9 protein-coding genes are annotated in these 13848 nt (G+C 61.7%); 4 read left to right on the top strand and 5 right to left on the bottom strand.

Annotated features, from left to right (window positions below; translation table 11 throughout):
* Nucleotides 1-493: 493 nt before the first annotated feature.
* From LG30_RS0107415 to LG30_RS0107405, 3 genes are all read right to left on the bottom strand, one after another.
* The gene (locus LG30_RS0107415) at nt 494-2962 is read right to left on the bottom strand and encodes a YgiQ family radical SAM protein (RefSeq protein WP_033130073.1); all 2469 of its coding nucleotides are present in this window, start codon (nt 2960-2962) and stop codon (nt 494-496) included.
* A 213-nt stretch (nt 2963-3175) separates the two neighbouring features.
* Entirely contained in the window at nt 3176-6295 is a 3120-nt protein-coding gene (locus LG30_RS0107410) for an efflux RND transporter permease subunit (protein WP_033130072.1), read from the bottom strand.
* Nucleotides 6295-7347, bottom strand: coding sequence for an efflux RND transporter periplasmic adaptor subunit (locus LG30_RS0107405; protein WP_033130071.1), 1053 nt, complete (start codon nt 7345-7347; stop codon nt 6295-6297). Before LG30_RS0107405 ends, LG30_RS0107410 begins: the two co-directional genes overlap by 1 nt.
* Nucleotides 7348-7554: 207 nt before the next feature.
* On the opposite strand from LG30_RS0107405, the gene LG30_RS0107400 reads away from it, so the two are divergent.
* Nucleotides 7555-9111 (top strand): sensor domain-containing diguanylate cyclase, encoded by a 1557-nt coding sequence (locus LG30_RS0107400; protein ID WP_033130070.1) that lies wholly within the window; start codon nt 7555-7557, stop codon nt 9109-9111.
* 33 nt (nt 9112-9144) lie between these two features.
* Nucleotides 9145-10014, top strand: coding sequence for a patatin-like phospholipase RssA (gene rssA, locus LG30_RS0107395; RefSeq protein ID WP_033130069.1), 870 nt, complete (start codon nt 9145-9147; stop codon nt 10012-10014).
* 56 nt (nt 10015-10070) lie between these two features.
* Here the strand turns inward: rssA and LG30_RS0107390 are convergent, their stop codons facing one another.
* Entirely contained in the window at nt 10071-11432 is a 1362-nt protein-coding gene (locus LG30_RS0107390) for a sodium-dependent transporter (RefSeq protein WP_033130068.1), read from the bottom strand.
* Between the two features lie 202 nt (nt 11433-11634).
* Nucleotides 11635-11901: a helix-turn-helix domain-containing protein gene (locus LG30_RS0107385; protein ID WP_005298604.1), complete on the bottom strand. Its 267-nt coding sequence runs from the start codon at nt 11899-11901 to the stop codon at nt 11635-11637.
* Between the two features lie 258 nt (nt 11902-12159).
* Here LG30_RS0107385 and LG30_RS0107380 point away from each other — a divergent pair, with 258 nt between their 5' ends.
* Nucleotides 12160-12753, top strand: a complete 594-nt coding sequence (locus tag LG30_RS0107380; RefSeq protein ID WP_033130067.1) for a hypothetical protein — start codon at nt 12160-12162, stop codon at nt 12751-12753.
* Nucleotides 12754-13061: 308 nt separating this feature from the next.
* On the top strand, nt 13062-13848 hold a 787-nt coding region (locus tag LG30_RS0107375; RefSeq protein WP_033130066.1), incomplete at its 3' end, for an outer membrane beta-barrel protein.

Raw genomic sequence — 13848 nt, 5'->3', positions numbered from 1 at the left:
TGATTTAGGAAACAACGCCATGAAGGGATAACAACTCAACCAACGCTGCTCGGGCGCCGAATTGCAAAAATCCTTTCAGAGCTGGGATTGAATGCAGCTCACGAAGTAACAAAAAGAACTGAATACTCAACAGTAAGAGCAGATATATTTATTGAGGCGAGCGAGCCAGAAAATAAAAAAAGAATAATTGAATTGAAAGTATTTTCATCCGAAAACACAATGCCATCTTCAATAAAAGACCAAATTAAGATCACTCTCAGACGGCATGCTCAGTTCGCTGGTTTTTTACAAAGACAATAATGCTTTTCATAATTATTTATGATGATGGCACTTATATGGTTTAGATGTTTGGTTGTATAGAATTTGTCTACGTATACCTCCATACATTAAGCAGATTTTAGGAAGTGTGTACAGTAAATTAGTAGCCACTAGAAATAAAAAAGGCGACCATCTGGTCGCCCTTTTTATTTCTATCGCTTTTCAATCAGCAAACTCACCGAGCCGGTCGCTTGGCACCATTCCCTTTGGCCGCAGGCTTGCTGACCTGAGTGGCGGGTTTGGCACCCGGCTTGGCAGAGCCAGCACGGGTTAGCGCCTTGCCCTTGTGGGTGGGTTTGCCAGCCGGTTTGCCTTGAGCTGCCCCTTGAGCGGCGGGCTTGCCGTTGCCAGCCCCTTTGCTGAGCTGGGAGCCTACTGGCTTGCCATTGCCCGCCTTGCCGCCCTTGTTGGCTGGAGTCTCGCTACGAGCGTCCTTATTTCCTTGCGGTGCGGCAGATGAAGCACCCTGTGTGCCAGCGCCTTTGCCGGTAGCAGGAGCCTTACCACCAGCGGCCTTGTTGCCAGCCCCATTGCCCCGCTGATGGACGATATTGCTATGGCGCGTCAGGGCCGGTTTCAGCCCCTTGTTGATGCTGCGCTCGGCCTTGACCTCGCCACGACCTTCCGGCGGCACCAGGCAGTCGGGGCCGTTGCCGATCAGGTGGCCCTTGCCCATCTCGAGCAGCGCCTCGCGGATCATGGGCCAGCCGGCCGGATCGTGGTAGCGCAGCAGCGCCTTGTGCAGGCGGCGACGGCGCTCCCCCTTGACCACGAACACGTCCCCGCCCTGGCGGCTCACCTTGTTGAGCGGGTTTTTCTCGGTGTAATACATGGTGGTGGCGTTCGCGAGCGGCGACGGGTAGAAGTTCTGCACCTGATCCAGCTTGAAGCGGTTGGTCTTGACCCAGAGCGCCATGTTCACCATGTCCTCATCCGTGGTGCCCGGGTGGGCCGAGATGAAGTAGGGGATCAGGTACTGCTGCTTGCCCGCCTCTTTCGAATACTTGTCGAACAGCTCCTTGAACTGGTAGTAGCTGCCCATGCCCGGCTTCATCATCTTGGAGAGCGGACCCTCCTCGGTGTGCTCGGGGGCAATCTTCAGGTAGCCGCCGACGTGATACTTGGCCAGCTCCTTGATGTAGCGCGGATCTTCCACCGCGATGTCGTAGCGCACCCCGGAGGCGATCAGTATCTTCTTGATGCCCTTCACATCCCGCGCCTTGCGATAGAGATCTATGGTCGGGGTATGGTCGGTGTCCATGTGCGGGCAGATGGTCGGCCAGACACAGGAGGCTCGGCGGCAGGTCTGCTCGGCCTTGGGGCTCTTGCAGCGCAGCTTGTACATGTTGGCGGTGGGGCCACCGAGATCCGAGATGACGCCGGTGAAGCCCGGCACCTTGTCGCGGATCTCTTCGATCTCTTTGATGATCGACTCTTCCGAGCGGCTCTGGATGATGCGCCCCTCGTGCTCTGTGATGGAGCAGAAGGAGCAGCCGCCGAAGCAGCCGCGCATGATGTTGACCGAGGTCTTGATCATCTCGTAGGCCGGGATCTTCTCCTTGCCATAGGCCGGATGCGGCACCCGCTGATAAGGCAGGCCGAACACCCCGTCCATCTCGTCGGTTTCCAGCGGGAAGGCGGGCGGGTTGACCCAGACGATGCGATCGCCGTGGGCCTGGGAGAGCGCGCGGGCACAGCCCGGGTTGGTCTCGTGGTGCAGGATGCGCGACGCATGGGCGTAGAGCACCTTGTCTTCCCTCACCCGCTCGAACGCCGGCAGCTTCACATAGGTTTTCTCCCATGGCTTCTGCTTGGGCGGCTGCACCAGCACCGGCTTGGCCTCCTGCGCCGCCGGCGCCACCTCGGTGGCGTCGTCGGAGCAGGGCGCCCCTTCCATGTAGGGGTTCATGATGGGGTCGATGCGGCCGATCTGATCCAGCTTGCTCGAATCCACCCCGCGCCACTCGGGCAGCGGCTCCTTGCGGATCACGGCAGTGCCGCGGATGTCCTGCATGGTCTCCATGGTCTCGCCGTTGGCGATGCGGTGCGCCACCTCGATCAGCGGCCGCTCGGCGTTGCCGTAGATGAGGATGTCGGCCTTGGCGTCCAGCAGGATGGAGCGACGGATGGTCTCGGACCAGTAGTCGTAGTGGGCTATGCGGCGCAGGGACGCCTCGATGCCACCGATGACCACAGGCACCTCCTTGAAGGCCTCCTTGCAGCGCTGGGTGTAGACCAGGGTGGCGCGATCGGGCCGCTTGCCGCCCACATCCCCGGGAGTGTAAGCGTCGTCGTGGCGTAGCTTCTTGTCTGAGGTGTAGCGGTTGATCATGGAGTCCATGTTGCCCGCGGTCACCCCGTAGAAGAGGTTCGGCTTGCCCAGGCGCATGAAGTCATCCTTGGATGACCAGTCCGGCTGGGCGATGATGCCGACCCGAAAGCCCTGGGATTCCAGCATGCGGCCGATGACCGCCATGCCGAAACTCGGGTGATCCACGTAGGCGTCACCGGTCACCAGGACTATGTCGCAGCTGTCCCAGCCGAGCTTGTCCATCTCCGCGCGGGACATGGGCAGGAAGGGCGCCGTGCCGTAGCACTCGGCCCAGTAGCGGGGATAGGAGAAAAGGTGGGTAACCGGCTGCATTTTGAACACCTGGAACAATTCGGGTCGCGCATTATACCGGCAGAGCCGTGCGGGAGCGATGGCTTTTTGCCCCCATAAACCCAGAGGGATAAGGCGCAGCCGCCCGTGAAGCGAGGCGCGCCGCCGCCAAGGCGGCAGGCGGCGCCGACAACCGGCCAACAAAGAGGGCGCCCGCAGGCGCCCTTCTCAATCCAGCGGGTTCAGCCTGGCCGCTCAGGCCGCCGGCTTGCCCCGCTGCTCGGGCTCGCTGTCCAGCGCCAGCGCCTCGTCCACCAGCAGATCCCGCGCGCCCGTCATGCCGGCCCGCCGGGCCAGCAGGTGATAGATGGCCGGCACCATCACCAGGGTCACCAGGGTCGCCAGGGAGAGGCCGAAGAACACCACAGTCCCCACCGCCATCCGGCTCTCGTAGCCGGCCCCCATGGAGATCATCAGCGGCACGGCGCCTATGATGGCGGTGAGCGAGGTCATCAGTATGGGCCGCAGGCGGCGCACCGAGGCCGCGATGATCGCCTCCTCGAATCCCTCGCCGCGCTGGCGCAGCTGGTTGATGAACTCGACGATGAGGATGCCGTTCTTGGTCACCATGCCGATCAGCATGATCATGCCGATCTGGCTGTAGATGCTCAGCTCCTGCCCCGTCAGCCACAAGCCCAGCAGGCCGCCGAAGATGCCGAGCGGCACCGTCACCATCACCACGGTCGGGGTCAGCAGGCTCTCGAACTGCGCCACCAGCACCAGATAGACCACCAGCAGGGCGAGGCCGAACACCAGCGCCATCTCGCCCTGGTTGTCACGGTAGTCCTTGGAGTCGCCGGCATAGTCCACCGTCATGCCGGCGGGCAGATGAGTGCTGGCCCAGCCGTCGAGGAAGTCGAGCGCCTCCCCCAGGGTGTGGCCGGGGGCCACGTCTGCGGTGAGGGCGATCGCCTTCTGGCGCTGGTAGTGGTTGAGGCGCTGCGGGCTCGCCACCTGCTTGACGGTGGCCAGGGTCGACAGGCTCACCATCTCGCCGCTGGCCGCCTTCAGATAGATGCGGCTGACATCGGAGATCCCGTTGAAGTCGCGCTGGTTGGCGCGCAGATAGACGTCATACTCCTCGCCCCTGTCTACATAGGTGGTCTGGCTGACGCCGCCGAGCAGGGCCTGCAACGAGCTGGCCACGGTGGAGACGGGGATGCCGAGCTGGCTGGCCCTGTCCCGCTCTATGGTCACCTGCAACTCGGGGGTCTTCTCGGCGTAGTCGAGATCCGGCGCCAGCATCAGGCCGCTCTTGGCCGCGGCCTGTTGCAGGGCCAGCCCTTGCTGATAGATCTCTGCGTAATCCGAGCCCTGCAGCACGAACTGCACGGCGGCGTTGGAGCCGCCCTTGAAGCCGGGCTGGAAGGTGCGGATCATCACGTCCGGAATGCCGGCCAGACGCCCGCTTAAACTACGACCAAATTCGGTGGCGGTCTCGTCCCGGGCGGCCCAGTCGGTCAGCTGGATGATAGCCATCCCGGTCTGATCGCCGCCGCGCCCGAAGGCCGGGGTGCTGAAGCTCATGGCCTGCACCACCCCCTTGCCGAGCAGCGGCATGACCGCGGCCTCCACCTGCTGCATGTTGCGCTTCATCCGCTCGATGCTGGTGCCCTCGGCCCCCTTGACGAACACATAGAGCACGCCCCTGTCCTCGGTCGGGGTGAGGCTCGCGGGCAGCTTGCCAAACAGGGCGCCGATGCCGCCGAAGCAGAGCAGCAGCACCAGCGGCGTCCAGGCGCTGCGGCGCAGCACCCAGCCCAGCAGCCGACGGTACTGTGTCTCCACCCGGCCGAGGCCCCGATCCAGCGCCGCGGTCAGGGCGTTGGGCTTGTCGACCGCGCGCATCAACCAGGAGCCCATGGCCGGGGTCAGGGTCAGCGCCACCAGGGAGGAGAAGAGCACGGCGAGCGACAGCAGGATGGCAAACTCGGTGAAGAGCCGCCCCACCATGCCCTCCATGAAGGCGATGGGGACGAACACCATCACCAGCACGGCGGTAGTCGCTATCACCGCGAAGCCCACCTCGCGGGTGCCGTGCCAGGCCGCCAGCAACGGAGGTTCGCCGCGCTGCAGGTGGTGGTGGATGTTCTCCACCACGACGATGGCGTCATCCACCACCAGGCCGATGGCGAGAATAAGGGCGAGCAATGTGATGAGGTTGATGGAAAAACCGAGATACCAGGCGCCGATGAAGGCCGACACCAGGGACACCGGCACGGTAATGGCCGGGATCAGGGTGGTACGCCCCTGCCCCAGGAACAGGTAGAGCACGGCCACCACCAGCAGGGCGCAGATGGCGAGGGTCTCGTAGACCTCGTGGATCGCCTGCTTGATAAAGATAGTGGAGTCATAATCCACTTCCAGACTCGCCCCTTCTGGCAGAAAACGCTGCATTTCGGCCATCTTCTGCTCGATCCCTTGCGCCACCGCCAGGGGGTTGGCGGTGGACTGGGCGACTATGCCGATCCCTAAGCTCTCGCGGCCGTTGCGCTGGTAGGCGCTGTCTTCGTTCTTGGCCCCCACCTCCACGTCGGCGATGTCCGCCAGATAGATGCTCTGACCGTTGGCGGCCGTCGTCACCGGCAGGGAGCGGAAATCCTCGGCGCTGCGATAGAGACGGGCGATCTGCACCGCCATGGTCATGCTGTTGTTGCGGATCTCCCCCCCCGGCAGCTCGATGTTCTCCCGCTTGAGGGCCTCCTGCACGTCCGACACAGTAATGCCGCGGGCCGCCATGTCGGCGGGGCGCAGCCGCACATACATCACCCGGGTCAGATCGCCGGACAGGGAGACCTCGCTCACCCCGTCCACCAGGCTCAGGGGATCGACCAGGATCCGGTTGGCGTAATCGGTCAGGGCGGTACGGTCCATCTGGGTGCTGCTGAAGTTCAACCAGATCGCCACATCGCCGCTGCCGTTGTCCTTGGTGACCATGGGCTCGTCCACCTCGTCCGGCAGCTTGGGCCGGGCGCGGGAGATGGCGTCACGCACGTCCGAGGTGCCCTCCACCATGTTCCAGCCGAGCTTGAACTCCACCGTGATGGAGGAGCGCCCCTTGCGGGTCACCGAGTTGATGTTCTTGATGCCGCTGATGCCGGAGAGCTGATCCTCGATGGGCTTGGTGACCTGGCTCTCCATGACCTCGGGGGCGGCCCCCTCATAGGTAGTGGTGATGGAAACGGACGGGGTCTGCACGTCCGGCATCTCCCGCACCGTCAATTTGCTGAAGGCCACCAGACCAAAGACCGTCAGCAGGGCGCTGATCACCACCGCCACCAGCGGGCGGCGCACTGAGATATCGGAGAGCCACATCAGCCTTTCACCTCAGCCAGATCGTGCACTAGGGCACCGTCACGCAGGTTGACAAGCCCCTCGACCGCGATGCGATCGCCGACGCTCAACCCCTTGATGACCCACACCTCTTCACCATGGGTATCGCCGAGCTCCACCGGGATGCGTTTCACCCGACCGTCCGGCTCCAGGCGATAGACGAAGCGCTGCTCGCCGGCATACTCCACCGATTGGGCGGGGATCAGGGTCATCTTCTGAGCCGGCAGTTCGAGCTCCACGTTCATCAGCATGCCGGGCCGCAGCTGGCCGCTGGGATTGGGGATGATGACCCGGGCCTTGATGTTCTGGGTTTCGTTGGAGATCCGGCTGTCCAGCGTCTCCAGCACCCCGGAGAAGGATTGATCCGGCCAGGCCGAGCTGGTCGCCGTCACCGCCATGCCGGGTTTGAGCAGGGAGAGGTAGCGCTCGGGCACCGCCAGATCGAGCCGCAGCTTGGCCAGCTCGTCCAGGTGCAGCAGCACGTCGCCGCTGTTGACCAGGGCGCCTTCGCTGAGATCGATGAGGCTCACGGTGCCGTCGAAAGGCGCCTGCAGGGTACGCAGGGAGAGCTCGTAGCGGGCCGCATCGACCCTGGCCTGGGCCTGGGCCACGGTGGCCTCCTGCCCTTCCAGCTCGGAGTTGGTGATGGCGCCGCGCGCCACCAGCTTGCGCATGTCCCGCAGCTTGCGGTTCTCGTCACGCACGCTGGCGCTCTGTTCGGCCAGCTCCGCCCGCTGCTTGCCCGCGTCCAGGGCGATCAGGGTCTCCCCCTGCTTGACCCGCTGGCCGGAGCGCACCGCGATATTGACGATACGGCCCGTCACCTCGGGGCTCACCACCACGGAGCGGTTCGCCGCCAGCTTGCTGACCAGCCTGATCGAGGGCTCGGCCAGGCTCTGCCTGACTGTCTGCGCCCGGATATTCACTTGTTTTGGCTGGGGTTTGTCGGCCGGCTCGGCCTGTCGGAGAGTCCAGGCTCCCGCTGCCAGCAGCAGGAGAACGGGAAAGAGCCACAGCCATATGCGCATTTTCATCAAACAATCCATGCAATAGAGAGAAGAGAGGGAGACTTCATCAATGATGACACCATGTTACCTCCTGACTATGCCGCGACTATGTATAAATGTGACAAAACGTAACAGCCGGGGGAGAGAGGCCATCAAAATCACATCCCGTTGGGACGATGATGGCGTTCTGCCTTACACTGATGAGCCGCAAATCAGCAAGGACTTCGGAACCCTATGCCCAGACTGCTTCATGCCTTTGCCAAGTACCGTCTGCAGTGGCTGCTGCTGGGTCTGAGTATCTTGCTGTTGTTCCTCGCCCTGCAGCACTCCTTTGGCCAGATCACCGAGCTGAACAAGCGCGACACCATTGGCACGGCGGCGGAGCTGAGATCCCAGTATCAACAGATAGATACCTTGCTCGAGGCTATGCGTGGCCAGGCCGAGGAGCGGCTGCGCAGCAACCCACAGACGACCCTGACCCACCAGCTCTACCGCGCCCTGCACGCCGATCCTGTGCTGGGCATTGCACTGGACAGGGTGCCCGCCAATCTGCCTCCCGGCCTGGTCGGCAATCTGACCGGCCCGGGGCCGCTACCGGCACCGGGCAGCGAGCGGGAGGCCCGATTTCACCTGGCGCTGAGCCTCTCCCCTCTGCTCTCGACCGCAGCCCAGTTGCTCTCCAAAGACGTGGCCTGGCTCTATTTCACCGGGGTGGACCACTTCATCTACCTCTATCCCTGGGTGCCCTCTCGCCAGTTTCGTTTCGATACCACTATTTATCAGAAATCCTACTGGCTGGATGCCCTGGCCCAGCCATCCGACAACCGGCACGCCACCTTGTCGCGTCCCTATCAGGACTTTGCCGGTCAGGGTCAGATGATCACCCTGTCCCAACCCATCACGCACGCCCGAAAAGTAGTGGGGGTGCTCAGCATCGACATCTTGCTCAGCCATCTTGAGCAGGCTCTGCAAAAACCCGGCCCCCAGACGGGCACCCTGTTTCTGGTCAATGCGCACCAGCAGATCCTGGCCCGCAGCCAGCCCGGCACGGCGCCGCCCCTGATCCGTGGCGAGCAGCAGGATGAGTATCATTGGCGGCAAGGCGCCTTCCAGTTCGTGCATGCCATCCCCGATACCCCGCTGACCCTGATCCACCGCGTGCCGCTGCTCTCCCTGCTGCAGGCGCTGTTCTGGCAGTCGGTCACCGCCCTGCTCACCCTCTTCTGTCTGGCCGTGGCTACCCTGTCCAGCCTGCGATCCCGCCGACTCAATCGACGGCTGAACTATCTGTCCCAGCACGATGCGCTCACCGGCGCCTTCAATCGCCACCATTTCGATGCGTTCGAACACCGGCATGCCAAGGCGGGCTCCCACCACATCGGCGCCATCATGTTCGACTGCGATCACTTCAAGTTGGTCAACGATCGCTTCGGCCACGGGGTCGGTGATCAGGTGCTGATCCAGCTGGTGCAGCTCTGCCAACCCTTGCAGGTGCGAGGCAACAGCCTGATCCGCTGGGGAGGAGAGGAGTTCCTGCTGCTAGTGGTCGGCAAGACCATCCCCCTCGATCAGCTGGCCGAGCAGATGCGGGTGAGCATAGAGCAGCACCCCTGGTCCGGGATAGCGGCCGATCTTCGGGTCACCGTCAGCCTGGGTTATTGCCGCCAGTATCCCGGCATCCGGTTGCAGGAGGCCATCCGCCGGGCGGATGCCGCCCTCTATAGAGCCAAGGCCAACGGCCGCAATCGCAGCGAAGGCTGGCAAGATGACGCGGGCGGGAACCAGGAGTAAGCTGGAACCCTAACTCACATCAGGAGACGCACAGTGGCACGAAAACCCCGCCTGGGGCTGGCTCTGGGCAGCGGTGCTGCCCGGGGCTGGGCGCACATAGGCATCATACGGGCACTGGAACAACTCGGTGTCAAACCGGATCTGGTGGCCGGTTGCTCCATCGGCAGCTTCGTGGGCGCGGCCTATGCCGCCGGTGAGCTGGACAAACTGGAATCCTGGGTACGAGGCTTCAGTCGCTTGCAGGTGATGGGCTTGCTCGATCCCGCGCTCTCCGGTGGCCTGTTTCGGGGTGACAAGGTGTTTGGTATCGCCGCCAGTCACCTCGGCGATCCCCCCATAGAGAGCCTGCCGATGCCCTTCGCCTGCGTCGCTACCGAGCTCAACACCGGGCGCGAGATCTGGTTGCAAGAAGGGCCACTGCGCCAGTGTGTGCGCGCCTCCTGCGGCATGCCCGGCATCCTGACCCCCACCCGGGTTGATGAGCAGTGGCTGGTGGACGGTGCCGTGGTCAACCCGGTGCCTATCTCCCTGGCCCGCGCCATGGGTGCCGAGGTGGTGATCGCCGTCAACCTCAACGCCGACATGCACCAGCCCTGGGCCGATGACTCGGACGAGCCGGCCCAGGGCGGCCTGCTCAGCCAGTGGCTGAACCGGGGGGAGCGCGAACCCAGCACCCCCGGCATGTGGAGCGTGATGACCGGCTCCATCAACATCATGCAGGAGCGTATCACCCGCGCCCGGATGGCCGGGGATCCGCCCGAGATCCAGTTCTGCCCCCGTCTTGGCAGCTTCTCCATCATGGATTTCCACCGGGCGAGCGATGCCATCGACGAGGGTCAGGCCTGCGTCGAGCGCAACCTGGAGCAGTTGAAAGAAGAATTGTCCCGCCTCAGACTGATCTGACCGCCATCACGCAAAAAAAGAGCGCCATCAGGCGCTCTTTTTTATTCCATCCCGGCTCAGAACAGCCCCAGCCCCTTGAGCATCACCACCAGGATCAGCAGCGGCGACACGTAGCGGATGATGAAGAACAGCGGCTTGAGGATCTTGAGTTCCAGCTTGCCGCCATTGGTCAGGGCTGATTCCATGCGCTCATAGCCCCAGACCCAGCCGACGAACAGGCACAGCAGGATGCCGCCGAGCGGCATCAGCACGTTGGAGGAGACGAAGTCGAACAGATCGAAGAAGGTCTTGCCGGCGATCTGCACGTCCGCCAGCGTGCTGTTGGAGAGCGCACAGGTCGAACCGACGGCGCCCAGCACCAGCAGGTTGATGAGGGTCGCCTTGGCACGGCTCATGTGGAAGCGCTCGGAGAGCACCGAGACCGGCACTTCCAGGATGGAGAGCATGGCACCGGTCGCCGCGATGGCGGAGAGCACGAAGAACAGCACCATGAACAGGTGACCGAACGGGATGCTGGCAAACACCGCCGGTATGGTGATGAACAGCAGGGAGGGGCCGGCCGAGGGCTCGAAGCCGAAGGCAAACACCGCCGGGAAGATGGCGATCCCCGCCAGCATGGAGACGAACAAGTCGGCACACATCACCCGGAAGGTGGTCAACGGAATGTTCTGATCATCCCGGAAGTAACTGCCATAGGTCATCATGCAGCCCATGCCGATGGAGAGCTTGAAGAACGCCAGCCCCATGGCCGTCAGCACCACGCCGGCGGTGATCTTGGAGAAGTCCGGCGAGAACAGGAAGTTCAGCCCCTCGCTCGCCCCGGGCAGGGTCAGGCTGCGCAGGCCTATCACCAGCAGCAGGATGAAGAGTACCGGCATCAGCCGCTTGGTGACCGCCTCTATTCCCTTGGCAACCCCCAACAGCAGAATGCCCCCCATCAGCGCCAGCACCAGCCATTGCCAGAGCAGGCTTTGCAGCGGATTGGTGATCAGGGCATTGAAGGCCGCGCCAGTCACGGCGGGATCGGTCGACAGGATCTCGCCGCTGATTGCCTTGAAGATGTAGGCAAACACCCAGGCCGCCACCTCGGAGTAGAAGGACATGATGAGGAAGGCCGCCGCCACCCCCATGACCGCGATCAACCACCAGGGCTGCCGCTTGGGCGCCAGCTTGATGAGACTCGTCACCGCATCGGACTTCGCCTGACGGCCCAGCATGATCTCCGAAATCATCACCGGCAGCCCGACCAGCAGGGTGGCGATGACATAAACCAGCAGGAAGCCGGCGCCACCGTTCTCCCCGGTCAGGTAGGGAAACTTCCAGATGTTGCCAAGGCCAACGGCCGAGCCCAGGGTGGCGGCGAGGACGCCGAAGGTGCTGGTAAAGCCGTCTCTGACTTTCGGAGTGGTGTGACTCATGCTTGTCTCGCTGTACACAATCCGGGGAGGCCCCCCCGATCAAAGGGTCGGAATTTTGTGGGGATTACGCCAGTTTGCCAAGGGCTTTAGGTTGAAATCTCAGTGCAGAGCACATTTCATTGCATTCAATTCAGCAGGGGTAAAGATTGGTGAATAAAAAATGCCGCCTCGAGGGCGGCACTTTTATCTGGGCTCAACGACATTAAGCCTTGGCAATATCGTCCGGACCGATCTGACCGATTTCGGCGACTTTCTTGTCGGCCAGCAGCCAGAGGGTGAACTTGTGCAGTTCCGGGTGGTGAGCCAGGGCCACCAGGAAGGCGCCTCCGACTTCACGATAACCCAGCTCATAATTTTTCAGGGTAGTCGGGGGGACGCCCAACAGATCAGCAAATTTAGGACGGCTCAGGCCAACCGCTTCGCGGATCTGACGGATCTTCTTGCCAACAGTTACGATATTTGAATTCATGTGTTCCATACTCCGTTCGGCGGATTGACTCCACCTTTCTTTTTCGCGACGACTCGTAGTCAAGTGTATCAGTTTTGAATGGACTCGTTATGGTCGAGCCTCTATCTTTAATCAGCGTCTTTCGACAACAACCCTTACAAACATCGGGGATGGTAATCGTAGAGTCGCCTCAGGTAAACAGTCTCGAAAAGAAACCTTTATTGTTGCCACGGACATAACTCGTATAATTCGCCGGTTATCCCTTAAAGAGTAATCAGCATGGCATTTCCCGGCATCATCTCCCGTCTCCACCCGGATTCAGACCCTAATACACTGCTCCGTCAACTCGCTCAGGGTCAACAGACCCGGGCCGAGGCATTCTGGCTGCCCGCGGCCATGCAAGGCGAGGCCGCGCCAGTGCTGGCGGCCCTGTCAGACAAGTGCAGTCTCTATCTCGAACGGCCCGTCACACTGGCTCTGCGCCGTCACGACGGCGTCTTGCAGGAAGACGGCACCCTGCTGCTTGGCAATGGTAATCGTATGAAGCTTGCGGTGGTGAAAGGGGATGGGGGGGTGGTACCCGAACAAGGCCTGCACGAGATGGCGCAGTGGCTGGAGGCGGGACATCAACATTTCATTTGTTCAGCCGCGGTTCAGCCGGTGGCACGGGCCATCCTCAATATATGGCCACTCGACCCCTATCTCGCCCGTCATTTTTTACTCAGCTTCACACCCTTGCTGTGCGAAGCAACCGAGGCAGATTACCTCGCGGTGTTCTCGGCAAGGGTACCTGGCGCCACGCCGCAGCATGCCTGGGTTGAGGCCTATATGAAACTTGAAAAAAAGCTGCATCGAGCTTACTTGGATCACTAATAGATCCTGATAAACAGCCAGTTATCCACACGACACAATCTGCCATAGCGATTATCTGTGAGCTTGATCATGTTTTGAAATGAGCATAGAGTGCGCCACGTCATCGGAATGACATCGGCTGTTCGTGGAGGGGGGAACGCATCGTGACAATGCAACCCGTTCGCTTGTGCACCCATATCGGGTGCCTCCTGGAGGGATCCAGGATCCCTGCCCGACGCAACGATCGTTGTTCGGCAGAGCCTGCAGCTTACATAAATTAAAAACTGCGAAGCACGTGAACAACGTGCCATCTCAACGAGGATTTTTTTATGATGAAAATGGCTCCTTCCCTGATCGCCATCGCTATGGCTGCCTTGGGTACCACTACTGCTTATGCCGCTGACGACATCTACTTCGGTGCCGGTGTCGGTGCTACTCACTTCAACGGTCTGAACAAGATCGAAGGCGTGACCGCTGGTGAAGAAGACGCGACTGCCGTCAACGTCTTTGCCGGTTACAACTTCAACGAATACTTCGGTTCCGAGCTGGGCTACCAGTACACCGGCCGTGGTAACACCGACGGCAACCGTTACGAGAGCCAGGGTGCCACCCTGTCCGGTATCGCTCGTCTGCCGCTGGGCAACGATTTCTCCCTGTTCGGTGAAGCTGGCGCCTACTGGGGCCACACCGACGGTCTGGGCATCAGCGATACCAAGGTATCCCCGCTGGCCGGTGCCGGTGTGACCTACAAGGTTAACGACGCCCTGGATCTGCAAGCTCGCTACCGCTACATGTGGGACGTGGCTGACCTGACCACCGATACCGGTGTTCAGTACAAGTCCAACCAGAGCGTGGCTACCCTGGAAGCCGTATATCACCCGTTCCGTACTTCCTACGTAGCGCCTGCTCCGGCGCCGGTTGTAGAAGAAGCTCCGGCTCCTGCTCCGCAAGTAGTTGAGAAGAACTTCGCCCTGAACTCCGACGTGCTGTTTGCCTTTGGCAAAGAGACTCTGAAGCCGGAAGGTACCGCTGCCCTGAACGCTCTGTACCAGCAGATCGTTGAGTTCCAACCGAAAGACGGCAACGCCGTAGTCGTTGGTTACACCGACCGCATCG

Origin of the sequence: Aeromonas aquatica (assembly GCF_000764655.1) — a bacterium.
GTDB classification, from domain to species: domain Bacteria; phylum Pseudomonadota; class Gammaproteobacteria; order Enterobacterales; family Aeromonadaceae; genus Aeromonas; species Aeromonas aquatica.
The sequence above is the reverse complement of the archived record's forward strand: the minus strand, read 5'-3'. Positions and strand labels throughout refer to the sequence as shown.

What these genes read in the sequence shown, in the direction of transcription:
- LG30_RS0107385 (WP_005298604.1), bottom strand. Translation starts at nt 11,901, where the DNA reads ATGAATTCAAATATCGTAACTGTTGGCAAGAAGATCCGTCAGATCCGC.
- LG30_RS0107415 (WP_033130073.1), bottom strand. Translation starts at nt 2,962, where the DNA reads ATGCAGCCGGTTACCCACCTTTTCTCCTATCCCCGCTACTGGGCCGAG.
- LG30_RS0107410 (WP_033130072.1), bottom strand. Translation starts at nt 6,295, where the DNA reads ATGTGGCTCTCCGATATCTCAGTGCGCCGCCCGCTGGTGGCGGTGGTG.
- LG30_RS0107380 (WP_033130067.1), top strand. Translation starts at nt 12,160, where the DNA reads ATGGCATTTCCCGGCATCATCTCCCGTCTCCACCCGGATTCAGACCCT.
- LG30_RS0107400 (WP_033130070.1), top strand. Translation starts at nt 7,555, where the DNA reads ATGCCCAGACTGCTTCATGCCTTTGCCAAGTACCGTCTGCAGTGGCTG.
- LG30_RS0107405 (WP_033130071.1), bottom strand. Translation starts at nt 7,347, where the DNA reads ATGAAAATGCGCATATGGCTGTGGCTCTTTCCCGTTCTCCTGCTGCTG.
- LG30_RS0107390 (WP_033130068.1), bottom strand. Translation starts at nt 11,432, where the DNA reads ATGAGTCACACCACTCCGAAAGTCAGAGACGGCTTTACCAGCACCTTC.